This is a genomic window from Streptomyces sp. NPDC001027, from assembly GCF_040299045.1.
Lineage (GTDB): Bacteria > Actinomycetota > Actinomycetes > Streptomycetales > Streptomycetaceae > Streptomyces.
In genome coordinates this window covers 1-14,505 of the sequence record NZ_JBEPBI010000203.1, presented here as the reverse complement: position 1 = coordinate 14,505, position 14,505 = coordinate 1, and the positions used below count along the sequence as shown (strand labels likewise).

Genomic DNA, 14,505 nt, shown 5'->3' with positions numbered 1-14,505 from the left:
CGCTGTCCCATCCCGCGGTCACGACGGGCTCACACTTCTGCCTCGGCGTCCAGATCGGCGCGCATCCCAAGGACCAGCCGGAGTACATCGGGGACAGCGGTCTCAGACGGTGGTGACGACCTCGTCGTAGGCAAGGCGCGGGGAGCGCGGGTACCAGGCGTCCTCGCCCGGCTTGCCGATGTTGACGACCATCAGCGGGGTGTGGTCGTCGTCCAGGAACTCCTTGCGGACGCCCTCGAGGTCCACGCCGGTCATCGGGCCGGCGGCGAGGCCGGCGGCGCGGACGCCGATGATGAAGTAGGCGGCCTGAAGGGCGGCGTTCAGGGCGGCGGCGCCTTCACGGGCCGGACGCTCGCTGAAGAACAGCTCCTTGGCCTGCGGGAACGCCGGGAACAGGGTGGGCAGCTCCTCGTGGAACTCGTTGTCCGCGGAGAGGATCGCGACCAGCGGGGCGGTGGAGGTCTTGGCCTGGTTGCCCTCGGCCATGTGCTGCACCAGGCGCTCGCGGGCCTCGGGGGAGCGGACGAGGGTGACGCGCAGCGGGGTCTGGTTGAACGCGGTCGGGCCGAACTTGACGAGGTCGTAGATCGCCTGGACCTGCTCGTCGGTCACCGGCTCGTCGGTGAAGGTGTTCGCGGTGCGAGCCTCGCGGAACAGCAGGTCCTGGGCGGCGGCGTCAAGAACGAGAGACATGCGTGGACTTCCTTCGGGTGGCGTCCGGATCCGGTACCGGACCGTGGTCCGGATCGGCTGACGGAACCGACAGTACGCGAAGGAAGTTCAATCTTCAACAAAGGCGGAGCAGGCGTGATCCTCTTCACATCCACGCCGGGCTCACTCCTCGTCCGGTGTCCCCTCCTCCTCGGCCAGCGCCGCGTCCAGCCGCTCCCGGGCGCCCTCCAGCCAACGCCGGCACACCTTGGCCAGCTCCTCCCCGCGCTCCCAGAGGGCGAGGGACTCCTCCAGCGTCGTGCCCCCCGCCTCCAGCCGCCGTACGACCTCGATCAGCTCGTCGCGGGCCTGCTCGTACCCGAGCGCCTCGTCCGTCCTGCTCGTCATGTCCCTGTGTCCCTACTCGTCTGCTCGTCGACTCGAACGGTGAACTCGCCCCCGGCCACCCGCGCGCGCAGCGCCTCGCCCGCCGCCGCCTCGCCGGGGTCCCGCACCACGTGCCCGTCGGCCTTCTGCAGCACCGCGTACCCGCGCTGCAGCGTCGCGGCCGGCGAGAGGGCCACCACGCGCGCGTGGGTGTGACCCAACTCGGAGTCCGCCCGGTCGAGGAGGTGGCCGAGCGTGCGCCGGGCACGGTCGGCGAGCGAGGCCACGTGATCGGCCCGCTCGTCGATCATCCGGTGCGGATCCTGTATCGCGGGCCGCGCCAGCGCGTGGGCCAGCCCGCGCTCCTCCCGCTCCAGATACGCCTGCGCGCAGCGCCGCGCCCGCCCGCGCAGCATCCGCACCCGCTCCAGCTCCTCGCCCACGTCCGGCACGACCTTCTTCGCGGCGTCGGTCGGCGTCGAGGCGCGCAGGTCGGCCACGTGGTCCAGCAGCGGGTTGTCCGGCTCGTGCCCGATCGCCGAGACGACCGGCGTACGGCAGGCGGCGACCGCGCGGACCAACTGCTCGTCGGAGAACGGCAGCAGGTCCTCCACGCTGCCGCCGCCCCGCGCGACGACGATCACGTCCACCTCGTCCAGCGCGTCCAGCTCCTTCACGGCCTGGACGACCTGCGTCACCGCGTGCACGCCCTGGACGGCGACGTTGCGGACCTCGAAGCGGACCGCGGGCCAGCGGTGCCGGGCGTTCTCCAGGACGTCCCGCTCGGCGGCGGAGGCCCGCCCGCACACGAGGCCGACCAGCTGCGGCAGGAACGGCAGCCGCTTCTTCCGCTCCGGGGCGAACAGCCCCTCCGCCGCCAGGGACTTCTTCAGCGTCTCCAGCCGCGCCAGCAGCTCCCCGACGCCCACCGGCTTGATCTCCACGGCCCGCAGCGACAACTGCCCGCGCGGCGCGTACCACTCCGGCTTCGCGTGGACGACGACCCGCGCGCCCTCGCCGACGACGTCCGCGACCGCGTCGAAGACCTGCCGGTAGCAGGTCACGCCCACCGAGATGTCGTGCGAAGGGTCCCGCAGCGTCAGGAAGACGACGCCGGCGCCCGGGCGCCGCGACAGCTGGGTGATCTGCCCCTCGACCCACACCGCGCCGAGCCGGTCGATCCAGCCCCCGATGAGCCGCGACACCTGACCGACGGGCAGCGGGGCGTCCGCGGACGAGTTCACAGCCATGCCGACGAGAGTATCGGCCACGACTGACAACCCAGGTCCGCGCACCCGCCACGGCACGGGGCCCCGGGGCGGGCGCGGGGACAGGGGGCGGCCCGGGAGCGCCGGCGGGGGACGGACACGGCCTTACGATGGGACGCATGACTGCTTCGCCTGGCCGCCGCCGTGTCCTGCTCGCCGCTCCCCGGGGCTACTGCGCGGGCGTCGACCGTGCCGTGATCGCCGTGGAGAAGGCCCTGGAGCAGTACGGGGCCCCGGTCTACGTCCGGCACGAGATCGTCCACAACAAGTACGTCGTGCAGACCCTGGAGAAGAAGGGCGCGATCTTCGTCGAGCGGACGGAGGAGGTGCCGCCGGGCAACATCGTGATGTTCTCGGCCCACGGCGTCGCCCCCGTCGTCCACGAGGAGGCCGCGCGCGGGCGCCTCGCCACCATCGACGCGACCTGCCCGCTGGTCACCAAGGTCCACAAGGAAGCGGTCCGCTTCGCGCAGGAGGACTACGACATCCTCCTGATCGGGCACGAGGGCCACGAGGAGGTCATCGGCACCTCCGGCGAGGCCCCGGACCACATCCAGCTGGTCGACGGCCCCGCGGACGTCGCCAAGGTCGAGGTCCGCGACCCGTCGAAGATCGTGTGGCTCTCCCAGACCACGCTCTCCGTCGACGAGACGATGGAGACGGTCGACGCGTTGAAGGAGAAGTTCCCGCAGCTCGTCTCCCCGCCCAGCGACGACATCTGCTACGCCACGCAGAACCGTCAGCTCGCGGTGAAGCAGATGGGCGCGGAGGCGGAGCTGGTCATCGTGGTCGGCTCGCGCAACTCCTCCAACTCCAAGCGGCTGGTCGAGGTCGCCAAGCTCGCCGGCGCCCGCGAGGCCTACCTGGTGGACTTCGCGAGCGAGATCGACGAGGCCTGGCTGGACGGTGTGACGACGGTGGGCGTCACCTCCGGCGCCTCCGTCCCGGAGATCCTCGTCGAGGAAGTGCTGGCCTGGCTCACCGAGCGCGGTTACGGGGACGTCGAGCTCGTCAAGGCGGCGGAGGAGCACATCACCTTCTCGCTGCCCAAGGAACTCCGCCGCGACCTGCGCGAGGAGGCGGCGGCGCTGGCGGCCGGGCGGGGCGGCAGCGGCACGGCGTCCGGCACGGCGTCCGGTACGACGGGCCCCTCGGCCGAGTGACGGTCCGTCGGCCGTCGTAACGTGGAGCCATGCAGATCTTCGGCGTGGACATCGGCGGATCCGGGATCAAGGGCGCCCCGGTGGACCTCGACAAGGGCGACCTGGCTCAGGAACGGCTCAAAGTGCTCACCCCGCACCCGGCGACGCCCGAGGGCGTCGCCGACGGCGTGCAGCAGGTCGTGGAGCACTTCGGGTGGACGGGGCCCGTGGGACTGACCTTCCCCGGCGTGGTCACCGGCGGGGCCACGATCCGTACCGCGGCCAACGTCGACAAGGGCTGGATCGACACCGACGCGCGCGCCCTGTTCAGCGAGCGGCTGGGCGGCCTGCCGGTCACCGTCGTCAACGACGCGGACGCCGCCGGCGTCGCCGAGATGTCCTTCGGCGCAGGCCGCGGCCGCGGCGGCACGGTGATCCTGCTGACCTTCGGCACGGGCATCGGCAGCGCCCTGTTCGTGGACGGCGCCCTCGTCCCCAACACCGAGCTCGGCCATCTGGAGCTGCACGGCCACGACGCCGAGAAGCGCGCCAGCAGCAAGGCCCGCGAGGACCACGAGCTGACGTGGGAGCACTGGGCGCACCGGGTCCAGAAGTACCTCGCCCACGTCGAGATGCTCTTCTCGCCGGAGCTGTTCATCATCGGCGGCGGAGTCAGCCGCAAGGCAGACAAGTTCCTGCACTTCATCGAGGGCGTCAAGGCGGAGATCGTGCCGGCCCAGCTGCAGAACAACGCGGGAATCGTCGGCGCGGCGATGCACGCGGCGAAGACCGACTGAGGCGCCGCGCTCACGGCCGCGGCGACTGCGGCGGCCGCGACCGTGACACGGCTACGACGGGTCCCGGCAGGCCGGTGGACGGCGGGCCGGGTTCCTGCGGCGGGCCGCCGCCCGGCGCAGACCGCGCGCCAGGACGGTCAGCGCCGCCAGCAGCGTCCCGCCGTACAGCCAGCCGACCTGGGTGGCCAGTGCCGTGACCAGCCCCACCAGACGCGCCCCGACGCCTTTGCCGCCGTCGGCCACCGGCAGCAGCCCGACGAAGAAGGCGATCGGCGCGACCACCGGCGCGGACAGCAGGTCGGCGTCGCGCACCCAGAGCGCGGTCAGCACGCACACCGGCAGGAACAGCACGCCGTACACCGTGAGCGAGCCGCCGAACAGCAGGCCGTCCAGGCCGCCGAGCACGCACATCAGCACGGAGCCGAACAGCCCCGCGCCGAGCCCGGTCAGCCGGGGGTTCGGCATCCTCCGCCGCGGCAGCGGCGCGGGTCCGCGTCCGGCCGGGGCGGGTCGGGGGTCACGGCGGCCGCGCTCCGGGCCCGGCTGGGGCGGCAGAGGCGCCGGCGCCGTGTCCCGTCGGGCGTTCCGCTGGGCGTCCCGTGCGTCCCGCTGCGCGTCCCGGTCCGGCGCCCGTGTCCTGTGTTGCTCCACCGGACCCACTTTGGTCTGTTTATGTGCCGAATCAGGTGTCGGACACGCCGTGCGGCGCTGCTTGGCCAAGCGTTCGACCGGCCAGCGGGGCCGCGCCGGAGCACGCCGTAAACTGGTGGACCGGTCAGCTCTCTGGCCCCTGGCCCTCTCACTCCGGGGCTGGCCCCTCGGCCCTCTCACCACGGGAAGTCGCAACGTGTCGCTCACGATCGGAATCGTCGGTCTGCCGAATGTCGGCAAGTCGACCCTGTTCAACGCCCTGACCAAGAACGACGTGCTGGCGGCCAACTACCCGTTCGCCACGATCGAGCCCAACGTCGGCGTGGTCGGCGTCCCCGACGCCCGGCTCACGAAGCTGGCGGAGATCTTCTCCTCCCAGCGCGTGCTCCCGGCGACGGTCGACTTCGTCGACATCGCGGGCATCGTCCGCGGCGCGAGCGAGGGCGAGGGCCTCGGCAACAAGTTCCTCGCGAACATCCGCGAGTCCGACGCGATCTGCCAGGTCATCCGTGCCTTCAAGGACGAGAACGTGGTCCACGTCGACGGCAAGGTCTCGCCCAAGGACGACATCGAGACCATCAACACCGAGCTGATCCTCGCGGACCTGCAGACCATCGAGAAGGTCCTGCCGCGGCTGCAGAAGGAGTCGCGGATCAAGAAGGACGTCGCCCCGAAGGTGAAGGCCGTCGAGGAGGCGAAGGAGATCCTCGAGAGGGGCGACACGCTCTTCTCGCAGGGCGTCCTCCAGGGCAGCGAGCGGGCCGAGCTCCTGCACGACCTGCACCTGCTCACCACCAAGCCCTTCCTCTACGTCTTCAACGTCGACGAGGACGAGCTGACCGACGACGCCTTCAAGGACGAGCAGCGGGCGCTCGTCGCCCCCGCCGAGGCGATCTTCCTCAACGCCAAGCTGGAGCAGGACCTCGCCGAGCTGGACGAGGACGACGCGATGGAGCTCCTGGAGTCCGTCGGCGCCGAGGAGCCCGGCCTCGCCACCCTCGCCCGTGTCGGATTCGACACCCTCGGCCTGCAGACGTACCTCACGGCCGGCCCGAAGGAATCCCGCGCCTGGACCATCAAGAAGGGCGCGACCGCCCCCGAGGCGGCCGGCGTGATCCACACCGACTTCCAGAAGGGCTTCATCAAGGCGGAGGTCATCTCCTTCGCCGACCTGGTGGAGACCGGCTCGGTCGCCGAGGCCCGCGCGAAGGGCAAGGCCCGCATGGAGGGCAAGGAGTACGTCATGCAGGACGGCGACGTGGTGGAGTTCCGCTTCAACGTCTAAAACGTCTGGCGAAAGGCCGTCTGACCCGCGGCGGAGCGGGTTGGGCGGTCTTTGCGGTCCGCGCAGAGTCCGCAGCGTGCTGACTTCGGTCAGCGCGCGGGGGAGCGGCTACGCCGCTTCGTCGACCTGTGGCTTGGCGTCGGCGGACTGGTCCGCGTACGCCTTGTCGACGGCGGCCCGGGTCCGCTCCTCGGAGTCGGGCCACAGGTGGGTGCAGATGTTCAGCGTCATGGCCGCGTTGGTGTGGCCGAGGCGCTCGGAGACCGTCTTCACTGACTCGCCGTGCTTGATCAGCAGGCTGGCGTAGTGGTGCCGGAGGGCGTGAGGTCCGGTGCCCTTCGCTAGGCCGGCCTTCGCGCAGGCGGGCCGCCAGGAGGCGTCCATGAAGTGCGTGTAGACCACGGGCCCGCCTTGCGGCGCCGTGAAGATCCAGCTTTCGGGCCCATCGGCAGGGAAGTCCCTCAGGTGGGCCTTCATCGCATCCACCGCCATGCGGGGGAGCGGGACCGTACGGGCCGTCACCGCGTACCTCGCCGACACAGCCGCTCCCATGCTGCGCGCGGACGCTTCCCCAGCGAAGCCTTACGCCGGGCCGCCTTCGGCGCCGTCGCCGAACTCGCCTACCTCGCAGGGTGGAAGCACCACGACCTCGGCCAGGAAGGCGCCGCCCAGCGCTACTACCAGGTCGGCTACAAGCTCGCCTGCGAAGCCGACCCCCACGGCCACGCCGCCTGGATGATGCGCGCCCTCGCCCACCAGGCCCTGAGCCTCAAGCAGCCTCACCACTGCGTCGACCTCGTCGAAGGCGCCCTACGCGCAGGTCTCGGCCACGTCGACGGTCAGACCGAGGCGCTCCTCCACATCACCCACGCCTGCGCCTACGCCGCCACCGACGAGAACCCGTCGGCCGCACGGGCCCTCCTCGCTGCCGAGGACGCCCTCCTACGAGACGATGGCCCCCAGCCCAGCTACGCCCGCGTGAGCGGCCCCGCCGCCGGCACCGTTGCCAGCCACACCGCCCGTACCCTGACAGACCTCGCCGACCACATCGGTACGGAACAGCAGCACCGAGACGCCCTCACCCGCTGGGACCCCGAGAAGTACAAGCGCGTCCGCGCCCTAACCCACGCCGACCTCGGCGACAGCCTCGCCGCCCAGGCCCGCGCCGACGAAGTCGTCGCCGCCTGGACCCAGGCCCTGGTCCTCATGGAGGGCATGACCTCCGACCGCACCCGCAAGGCGATTACCTCGATCCGCTCCACACTCGCGGTCTACCAGCGCCGCCGCGTTCCCGGCGCCGCCGATCTCGCCCGCCGCGCCCGCGAAGCCCTCGCCTAACATGCCCAACAACCCGTCCGACGAAGGGAAGGGAACACCGTGGCCCAGCAGACCGACGATCAGCCGAAGGCCCTGAAGCCGGCGCTTGAATCCATGACCCTGCTGGTCGCCGCCGTCATCGTCCACGACAAGGCCACCAACCGCATCGTCCTTCTCCAGCGCAGCGAGAATGCCAAGTTCGCCCAGGGAATGTGGGACCTCCCCGTCGGCAAGAGCGAGCCGGGCGAGCCCATCACCGAAACCGCGGTCCGCGAGCTGTACGAGGAGACGGGCCTCACGGTGAAGCCCGAGTCCATCAAGGTCGCCCACATCATCCATAGCGCCTGGGGCGTCGAAGCCCCCAACGGCTTCCTCACTGTCGTCTTCGCCGCCCACGAATGGACCGGCGAACCCGAAAACCGCGAACGCCGCAAGCACTCCCAGGTCCGCTGGGTCGACACCAACGCCATCCCCGACGATTTCGTGGACACCACAGCCATTGCCCTCCGGCATTTCTTGGCAGGCGGCACACAAGTTTCTCTTGATGGTTGGAGCTGAGCGCGCCAACCATCAAGAGGGCTGCCCGCACTCATTCCGCATACCGTGTTCGGTGAGCAACGATATCGGGCCGGGCCGATGAGATGCGGACTATTCGAGTTCCGCAATATGATGCGCCTGAGAGCTCAGGTGTGGGTGCCGTGCCAGTAGGTCCTTTGCCAGTGTTAGGTCTTCCTGTGCTTGCTGAGTACGCCCGGCCCGACGGTAGTTGATGATTCGAGTCTTGAGGGCCATGAGTAGAGTCTCGCTCGGGATGTCTCGTGCAGACTCAACATTGATGATCTCCGTGAACTTGGCGATTGCCTCATCGGTCTCCCCGGCCCGACTCAGTGCAACGCCAAGCTGATGGAGTAGCACCATGTCATTGGGAGCGAACTCCACGGCCCGCCGCAATGCGTTGACGCGGCCGAATTTGTCCCGCTGTGCGTCGCACACCCGCGCCTTGGTGCTGTATGCGAGGCTGCCGGTGAGTCGATTCGCGCGAGTGCATGCGACATCTGCAAACTTCATCGCCTGCCCAATTCTTTTCCGTGCGAGCTCATAGCTAGCACTCATCGCAAACACGTAAGCGCTCGTCGGAGCGGTATCGCGCGCTTGCTTGAAGAGAGCGTCGGCTGCTTCCATATTCCCGGAGAATGTTTCGGATTCACCTCTTCGGCAGAGGATTGCTCCACGTTTTTCGTTGTCTGCTTCGATTCCGAATCGCTCGAATATTCCGACGAATCTGTCAACTTCCCATGACTTCAGCTCCATTTGTTGCGTATATTGCTGGACGCGCCGTCTGGCACTGGTCTCCAGATCGCCGAAACGCGCTAGTTGGTTCGCCGCGAAGGAGAGGGTGATCGGAAGGCTGGTGTAAGTTGCTTGACCGTCGGCAGGATGAACCTGGCGGCTTACCAGCGTAGCCTCTTCGAGTTCGCGTAGGGCCGAGTCCAATCGCTCGCGAGAAATATCCGAAGCCAGGGAAAGGAGTTGGTCTCCAGGCGGGGCATCGAAAATAGACATTACGCTTAGCATGCGCTTCGCATCGGATGAAAGCACGTCCCAGATGTTACGGAAGCTGAATTCTAGAACAGGGGAGTCTTCACCCTTAACCGCACCCAGGGCATCGTTTAGGTTCCCGCAAAGCTTGTACCTGCCGAGGGCCCACTGGATGGCGAGTGGTAGCCCCCCGCATGCCTTATTGATTTCGTCGATTCGTCGTTCGGTGAGCGACAGGTCGATTCGAAATTCTCCCGACTTAACTGCCACGAAATCCCGAGTTTCCTCATGGTTCAGTTCGGGTACTGTGACGGGGTATTCCCATCCACCGGTTTTGCGGCGACTGGTAATGATGACCTTGGCTTGTGAAGCTGGTGGAAGATTCTGAATGAAGGAGATGATCCGCCCGTCGTCGACGGTCTCGAGGTTATCTAGAACGATGAGTGTTGGCCAAACGGACAGCCACTCCAGAACTAACAGCTTCTTTTCATCAAGGTCCGAGGGGGGCTCCTCCCCGAATAGTAGTAGAATCTGATCAAGGAGACCTTCGAGGGAGTAAAGAGTTCGGGTCTGAGATCGGGAGATTCCGCCGGAAGTCAGTGCCGTTTCCTTGGCTGTTAGCTGGAGGATCGCCTCGAAATCCCTTTGGTCGTAGAAATGGTAGGCAGCCCAGGTTGCGAGAGCGGACTTTCCAACACCGCCGGGACCGTGAACGTTGATAATCCAGATTCGTGGATCTTTCGTTACAGCCGTGATCAGTTGGTCCCTCAACTGTTCGCGTCCGACAAAGAGTTGGTAGTCTTTCTCCAGTAGGCGATAGGTTCCTGTGTCTACAGCAAAAGGGGTCTTGGGCTGGTCGCGTTCGAGACTGTCCTGGTCTGCCCTCTCCTCGAGGTCGTCGAGGAGTTCCTCTAGCTCCTCTGCACTGTCAAGGCGTACGGTTGAGTCGCCCCGACGGAAGTAGATCTCGCCGCGACGTAGTCCGTATGACTCTTTCGGCTGGAAGTCATGCTTGACAAGAGAAGGTGTCCGTCGCTTCCTTCTCTTTATCGCCGCACGGACAAGAATAACGGCGAACCATTGAGGTTCTCCCGTGTACCGGAGTTGGTGCTGGACAATGTCCACTGAGATGTCAAGTCCAGTCGCGCGGCGAATCTTGTCGCGGAGGATTTTTGCGTCGTACGGCAGTTCGGAGGCAAGGCCGACGGGTACCCATGTCTTATCTTGGACACCGATTACCAGGTAGCCACCTCCTGTGTTCTTCATTGCGAGCGCGTCTTTAGCGAAGGCAGAAATGTCGTAGTCCGACTCAAGTCGGAAGAGCTGCTTAAAATCCAGCCACTCGCACTCGCCGCGGCAGTCGATTAGGTATTTGAGCGCATCAAGGCTCAGATCTCCGTCTCGAACCATCCGTTCGATCGTGGCGAGGTTCATTCTTGGCTACTCGCTCTCTGGCCAACGGCCGGACGTCGCAGGACCAGCATCTTATCGGCACGGAGTGCCCGAAGTGCAGTGTCTTGGCGTCAAGTTGACCGCGCCAAGTCCCTGTGCCTGAACGAAAGTGACTAGACGTCAGTTGCACTGCGAAGCTTTGCATCCCTCCCCATGGCCTCCAACAGATGCTCAGGTACGGGACCAGTTGTGGGCGAACTCGCACTGGAGGTCTGTCGAGCGGTGCCGCTCGACGGGGGCGTAGGCGGGGTGGTCGCGGAGGTGGGCCAGGGCATTGACCCACTGGTCCCAGAGACCGTCAGGCTGGGTGAAGCGGTCCGCGTGGTGGGTGCCGAGGTGGGCGTCGAGGCGGAGGAGGGCACCGAGGGCTGCGGGCTGGTCGTAGCGGAGGTCGGTGCGGGAGAGGTAATGGTCGAGGTAGGCGGTGAGGATCTCGGCGTCGGCGTGGGTGCCGAAGCGGGCCAGGGCGAAGCAGTAGGCGCTGCCGGAGAAGCAGACCTCGCTGGCCAGGAGCAGGTCGCCGATGCGTTCGCGGAACCGTTCGCGGCGGTCGACGCCGATCAGCCATGCGGCGGTGAGGCGCGAGCGCCACTCGTAGCCGAGGAGGGCTTCCAACTCGGCATCGGTGATCGTGGCCGCGTCGTCGATGAGGTGATGGGCGAAACGTTCGCCGTGAGGCCACTCGGGCCGCAGGAATCGACCACTTTTCAGGACGAGGTAGCGCGCGTGGCCCGAGTCCTTCCTTGCCGCGTATCGCTCGATCACGTAGCCGTAGCCGATCTCCTCGGGGTGCTGGAACGGCATTGGTCACCTCTCCGGGTACAGGTCGGTACGGTCGATCCAGGTGGGGGCGACGAAGATGTTGTCGCCGGCGAGGGCTTCGGAGGCTTCCAGGAGGGACCAGGTGCGAGACTCTTCGACCAGGTGCTCCCAGGGCGCGGTCCAGTCGAGTTCCCAGTCCAAGCCAGTGCCGGAGACGCCGTACGTGCCGCCGGCGTCAACCTGCCAGAACTGGGAGTAGAGGATCACCTGGGCGTGGTCGGCCAGGTCGTTGATGATCTCGATGAAGCGGGCCGATGGCCAGCCGGGGGCGTCGTTCGTCGCGGTGGGGCGTAGGCGTGCGGTGAGCGGCGGGACGACAGGGGTGCGTGCGCCGAGTTCGGTCAGGGCCCAGCGGATGCCGACGGACTCGGTCCAGTCCGGTGGGGTCGCCCGTTCCAGGCAGGCGCGGTAGGCGCGACGCAGGGGCTCAACGGCGCCGTCGATCTTCAGGCTCGCCAGGGCCATCGCCGCCCATTCGCGGACGGTTGGGTTGTCGCTGTCCAGCAGGCCGATGAGAGCGGGGCCGCAACGGGGATCGCCCACCTCCTCGAAGACCTCGATGGCGGTCAGCTGACCGAAGCCGCCGAGGGAAGGCATGCCGTTGATGACGGCGGGTATGGCGTCGGCGCCGATCCAGATCAGCTCCGCACGGGCGTCGTAGGACTTGTCGGCCTTGCTGTCGAGCTGCTGGACGAGTGTCTCGATGTGGGAGGTCATGACGGGGAGTAGTCCCGGCGCCAGAAAATGGGGAGCCACCAGCAGAGCACGGAGCGGTCGTCGGGCCACGGGGCGCGGTCCTCGGCTGCCCAGTCCTCGAAGGAGTCGCGTGTCAGGTCGATGGGGCGCCAGGCGGGGTGGAGCGGCTCGTCCTCGGCCGGAGGGCGGACGTACCGCTGGCCGTGTTGGTCGCAGGCACCGAAGTCCTGGTAGTTGCGCTGGGCCTCGATCAGGGAGGCTTTGTTCGCTCCGTCGGCCATGGTGGGCCAGCGGAACTGGACGCCGTCGTCCTCCCAGAAGCAGACGGGACAGATCTCGTACGAGCCAGGCATTGTGCCCAGCACGCGGTGCCCGCAGCACGGGCAGGGGTAACGGTCGCTCACCCGGGCAGTCTCCTTGCCGGTCCCGCCGGTGCGCCATGGATTTCTCGGCCTGCGCCCGCCCGGCCGGTCCGTAGCCAGTCCGCGGGACACCCGTAAACGGCCGTCGGAAGCCAACGCATGCCAACCAGGAAACCCCAGTTCAGAGCCCTGGATAGGGCTCCGTCGCAGGTCAGGATCAGCCCTCAGGCATTCCGCTTCAACGTGTGAGCGGATGAGGCAACATCGCCTCGCCGACCTGGCGGACATGCGGATCGGAAGGGGCCGGGCTCGCACGAGCCCGGCCCCTTCGTCGATTCCGTGCTGGATCGGTGCTGCGCGCGCGCAGCAGAGGCCGCGCGCGCAGTGTCGCGGCGGGAGGGGGGAGGGGTCAGGCGGCGCCCAGGGCGCCGCAGCGGAAGATGTGGCGGTCCACGGGGTCGTCCCGCAGGATCGCGCCGCGCAGGTCCTGCAGCTCTCGGCTCAGGTCCAGCCCCAGCCGCGCGGTCATACGGGCTCGTGCCGACGACAGCACGCGCAGCGCGTCCGCGCGGCGGCCGCATTCGTAGAGCGTGGCGGCCTGGAAGGCCAGGAGCATCTCGTGCTCGGGGTGCTCGACGGTGAGCCGCGCGAGCTCCGCGGCGAGCGACGAGTAGTTGCCCAGCTTGAACTCCGCCGCGACGCGCAGCAGTTGCGCCGAGATCAGCAGCTCGTCGAAGGCGGTGGCGACGCCTCGCCGGGTCCGCTCGGATGCGACGTCCTCCAGCACCGCCCCCCGCCACTCGGCGAGCGCGGCCGAGGCGAGTCGTGACACCTCCCGGGGCTCGGTGCCCCGCTGGGCCCGGTCGACCAGCTGGGTGAAGCGGTGCAGGTCCACCAGCTGCGGATCGCCGGTCAGCATGTACGTCGAGCCGCTCCGCACCAGCCGCACCGCCCCGTCGGCCCCGCCCCGCCGCAGGCTCGCCCGCAGCCGGCAGACGTTCACGTACAGGTCGGCCCGGGACCTCGGTCGTTCGTCCTCGTCGGACAGCAGATCGGTCAGGCGGTCCATGGGGAGCGGGCGGCCGATCTCCAGCAGAAGTAAGCCCAGCAGCAGACGCTCGCGGCGGCGCCCGATGGCTCTGGGGTGTCCGTCGACGGTCCATTCAACTCTGCCGAGCACTCGAAAATATGACCCCGTGGCATGCATGCGGTCATGGTGCTCAGCCCGTCATGGTCCTGGCAAGGTGTTGGCATCCTCCTGGCAGGCCCCACCTCTCACACTGCTCCCAAGTGCAACCGCGCCCAGGGGGTCGAAACGTGCCATACGTCATAGCCGGTCTGGTGCTCGTCGGAGCCGTCGCCCTGCTCAACCTCGTCCTGCTCCTGGTCATCCTGCGCCGCTGGCAGGAGCTCGAAGCCGTCCGCCGACGCGGCGACTTCGCGGCCCAGGGGCCCCAACCCGGGGACGGACTCCCGGACTTCACCGCCACCGCGCTCAGCGGGCGGACGCTGACCCAGGACGACTTCCGCTCCGGGGAAATGCTGTTGGGCGTCTTCTCCCACGACTGCCCGTCCTGCACCGACGCCCTCCCCGACTTCGCCGAACGGGCGGACCGGACCCGGGCTGCGGGCGGCCGGGTGCTGGCCCTGGTGATCGGCGCCGAAGCCGGCGAGAGCAGTCTCACCGCCCGACTCGTCGGGCCGGCGGACGAGGTGGTGCCCGAGCCCGAGGCGTCACCGCTGTTCCGCGCCCTGCGGGTCCCCGCCTTCCCCACGATTCTCGGATACCGGGACGGCGTCGTCGCCGCTCCCTCCGCCGCCGACCGCGAACCGGTGCCGGCGGCCTCCTGAGCCCCGGTGCGACCGCGGACCGCGGTCGCACCGCGGAGTACGCACATCCCATCCCCACAGGAAGAGGAGAACCATGCGCACACTCAAAGCCGGAGCGGGCCGTCTGATCGAGCGGATCCTTCCCAAGGCCGTCGCCGACGCGGGCTGCCCGCCGGACTGCTGGACCGAATGGAGCACCAGCGCCCAGCGCTGCCGTCGCTGCTGCTACACCGGCGCGTGCAAGGTCAGCTGCGGAAGCTGGGACTACTGCTGAACCCCCGCGGGGCGGGCCGCGCGCGGCCCGCC

At 68.2% G+C, this 14,505-nt stretch carries 16 protein-coding genes and 1 pseudogene; 7 read left to right on the top strand and 10 right to left on the bottom strand.

The window, feature by feature from the left end; translation table 11 throughout:
- Positions 1–102: 102 nt before the first annotated feature.
- The 3 genes from ABT300_RS33865 to xseA all read right to left on the bottom strand — a co-directional run bounded on the left by ABT300_RS33865 (position 103) and on the right by xseA (position 2,288).
- The gene (locus ABT300_RS33865) at positions 103–693 is read right to left on the bottom strand and encodes a malonic semialdehyde reductase (RefSeq protein WP_351683985.1); all 591 of its coding nucleotides are present in this window, start codon (positions 691–693) and stop codon (positions 103–105) included.
- A gap of 141 nt (positions 694–834) precedes the next feature.
- On the bottom strand, positions 835–1,059 hold the full coding sequence (locus ABT300_RS33860) for an exodeoxyribonuclease VII small subunit (protein WP_351683982.1): 225 nt from the start codon (positions 1,057–1,059) through the stop codon (positions 835–837).
- Positions 1,056–2,288, bottom strand: a complete 1,233-nt coding sequence (gene xseA, locus ABT300_RS33855; protein ID WP_351683980.1) for an exodeoxyribonuclease VII large subunit — start codon at positions 2,286–2,288, stop codon at positions 1,056–1,058. The genes ABT300_RS33860 and xseA overlap by 4 nt, the downstream gene beginning before the upstream one ends.
- Before the next feature lie 128 nt (positions 2,289–2,416).
- Between xseA and ABT300_RS33850 the strand changes: the two genes are divergently transcribed.
- Complete coding sequence (locus ABT300_RS33850) at positions 2,417–3,469, top strand: 4-hydroxy-3-methylbut-2-enyl diphosphate reductase (protein ID WP_351683977.1); 1,053 nt, start codon at positions 2,417–2,419, stop codon at positions 3,467–3,469.
- Between the two features lie 29 nt (positions 3,470–3,498).
- Positions 3,499–4,245 (top strand): polyphosphate--glucose phosphotransferase, encoded by a 747-nt coding sequence (ppgK, locus tag ABT300_RS33845; protein WP_351683974.1) that lies wholly within the window; start codon positions 3,499–3,501, stop codon positions 4,243–4,245.
- 51 nt (positions 4,246–4,296) lie between these two features.
- On the opposite strand, the gene ABT300_RS33840 is transcribed toward ppgK, so the two are convergent.
- Positions 4,297–4,710 (bottom strand): DUF6542 domain-containing protein, encoded by a 414-nt coding sequence (locus ABT300_RS33840; protein WP_502978055.1) that lies wholly within the window; start codon positions 4,708–4,710, stop codon positions 4,297–4,299.
- Positions 4,711–5,092: 382 nt separating this feature from the next.
- Here ABT300_RS33840 and ychF point away from each other — a divergent pair, with 382 nt between their 5' ends.
- Positions 5,093–6,181, top strand: coding sequence for a redox-regulated ATPase YchF (ychF, locus tag ABT300_RS33835; RefSeq protein ID WP_351683972.1), 1,089 nt, complete (start codon positions 5,093–5,095; stop codon positions 6,179–6,181).
- 108 nt (positions 6,182–6,289) lie between these two features.
- Here the strand turns inward: ychF and ABT300_RS33830 are convergent, their stop codons facing one another.
- Positions 6,290–6,658 carry a tyrosine-type recombinase/integrase gene (locus ABT300_RS33830; RefSeq protein WP_351683988.1) on the bottom strand — a complete coding sequence of 123 codons (369 nt, stop codon included), beginning with the start codon at positions 6,656–6,658 and terminating at the stop codon, positions 6,290–6,292.
- A gap of 37 nt (positions 6,659–6,695) precedes the next feature.
- On the opposite strand from ABT300_RS33830, the pseudogene ABT300_RS33825 reads away from it, so the two are divergent.
- Together ABT300_RS33825 and ABT300_RS33820 are read left to right on the top strand one after the other, a co-directional pair.
- Positions 6,696–7,519: pseudogene (locus tag ABT300_RS33825) on the top strand (NsdA family TPR-like regulatory protein); the annotation flags it as partial.
- A 39-nt stretch (positions 7,520–7,558) separates the two neighbouring features.
- On the top strand, positions 7,559–8,056 hold the full coding sequence (locus ABT300_RS33820) for an NUDIX domain-containing protein (protein ID WP_351683969.1): 498 nt from the start codon (positions 7,559–7,561) through the stop codon (positions 8,054–8,056).
- Between the two features lie 90 nt (positions 8,057–8,146).
- Here the strand turns inward: ABT300_RS33820 and ABT300_RS33815 are convergent, their stop codons facing one another.
- The 5 genes from ABT300_RS33815 to ABT300_RS33795 form a co-directional block, all read right to left on the bottom strand.
- A complete protein-coding gene (locus ABT300_RS33815; RefSeq protein WP_351683966.1) occupies positions 8,147–10,471 on the bottom strand; it encodes an RNA-binding domain-containing protein in 2,325 nt (774 codons plus the stop codon).
- A 189-nt stretch (positions 10,472–10,660) separates the two neighbouring features.
- Positions 10,661–11,293 (bottom strand): DUF6000 family protein, encoded by a 633-nt coding sequence (locus tag ABT300_RS33810; RefSeq protein WP_351683963.1) that lies wholly within the window; start codon positions 11,291–11,293, stop codon positions 10,661–10,663.
- A 3-nt stretch (positions 11,294–11,296) separates the two neighbouring features.
- Positions 11,297–12,028 carry a HEAT repeat domain-containing protein gene (locus tag ABT300_RS33805; RefSeq protein WP_351683960.1) on the bottom strand — a complete coding sequence of 244 codons (732 nt, stop codon included), beginning with the start codon at positions 12,026–12,028 and terminating at the stop codon, positions 11,297–11,299.
- Positions 12,025–12,411, bottom strand: a complete 387-nt coding sequence (locus ABT300_RS33800; protein ID WP_351683957.1) for a CPCC family cysteine-rich protein — start codon at positions 12,409–12,411, stop codon at positions 12,025–12,027. The genes ABT300_RS33805 and ABT300_RS33800 overlap by 4 nt, the downstream gene beginning before the upstream one ends.
- Positions 12,412–12,778: 367 nt before the next feature.
- Positions 12,779–13,549, bottom strand: a complete 771-nt coding sequence (locus tag ABT300_RS33795; RefSeq protein WP_351683954.1) for an AfsR/SARP family transcriptional regulator — start codon at positions 13,547–13,549, stop codon at positions 12,779–12,781.
- Between the two features lie 137 nt (positions 13,550–13,686).
- On the opposite strand from ABT300_RS33795, the gene ABT300_RS33790 reads away from it, so the two are divergent.
- The gene (locus tag ABT300_RS33790; RefSeq protein ID WP_351683951.1) at positions 13,687–14,220 is read left to right on the top strand and encodes a peroxiredoxin family protein; all 534 of its coding nucleotides are present in this window, start codon (positions 13,687–13,689) and stop codon (positions 14,218–14,220) included.
- A 73-nt stretch (positions 14,221–14,293) separates the two neighbouring features.
- Positions 14,294–14,473, top strand: a complete 180-nt coding sequence (locus ABT300_RS33785) for a hypothetical protein (RefSeq protein ID WP_107442103.1) — start codon at positions 14,294–14,296, stop codon at positions 14,471–14,473.
- Positions 14,474–14,505 lie beyond the last annotated feature (32 nt).

What these genes read in the sequence shown, in the direction of transcription:
- ABT300_RS33865 (WP_351683985.1), bottom strand. Translation starts at nt 693, where the DNA reads ATGTCTCTCGTTCTTGACGCCGCCGCCCAGGACCTGCTGTTCCGCGAG.
- ABT300_RS33860 (WP_351683982.1), bottom strand. Translation starts at nt 1,059, where the DNA reads ATGACGAGCAGGACGGACGAGGCGCTCGGGTACGAGCAGGCCCGCGAC.
- xseA (WP_351683980.1), bottom strand. Translation starts at nt 2,288, where the DNA reads ATGGCTGTGAACTCGTCCGCGGACGCCCCGCTGCCCGTCGGTCAGGTG.
- ABT300_RS33850 (WP_351683977.1), top strand. Translation starts at nt 2,417, where the DNA reads ATGGGACGCATGACTGCTTCGCCTGGCCGCCGCCGTGTCCTGCTCGCC.
- ppgK (WP_351683974.1), top strand. Translation starts at nt 3,499, where the DNA reads ATGCAGATCTTCGGCGTGGACATCGGCGGATCCGGGATCAAGGGCGCC.
- ABT300_RS33840 (WP_502978055.1), bottom strand. Translation starts at nt 4,710, where the DNA reads ATGCCGAACCCCCGGCTGACCGGGCTCGGCGCGGGGCTGTTCGGCTCC.
- ABT300_RS33830 (WP_351683988.1), bottom strand. Translation starts at nt 6,658, where the DNA reads ATGAAGGCCCACCTGAGGGACTTCCCTGCCGATGGGCCCGAAAGCTGG.
- ABT300_RS33815 (WP_351683966.1), bottom strand. Translation starts at nt 10,471, where the DNA reads ATGAACCTCGCCACGATCGAACGGATGGTTCGAGACGGAGATCTGAGC.
- ABT300_RS33810 (WP_351683963.1), bottom strand. Translation starts at nt 11,293, where the DNA reads ATGCCGTTCCAGCACCCCGAGGAGATCGGCTACGGCTACGTGATCGAG.
- ABT300_RS33805 (WP_351683960.1), bottom strand. Translation starts at nt 12,028, where the DNA reads ATGACCTCCCACATCGAGACACTCGTCCAGCAGCTCGACAGCAAGGCC.
- ABT300_RS33785 (WP_107442103.1), top strand. Translation starts at nt 14,294, where the DNA reads ATGCGCACACTCAAAGCCGGAGCGGGCCGTCTGATCGAGCGGATCCTT.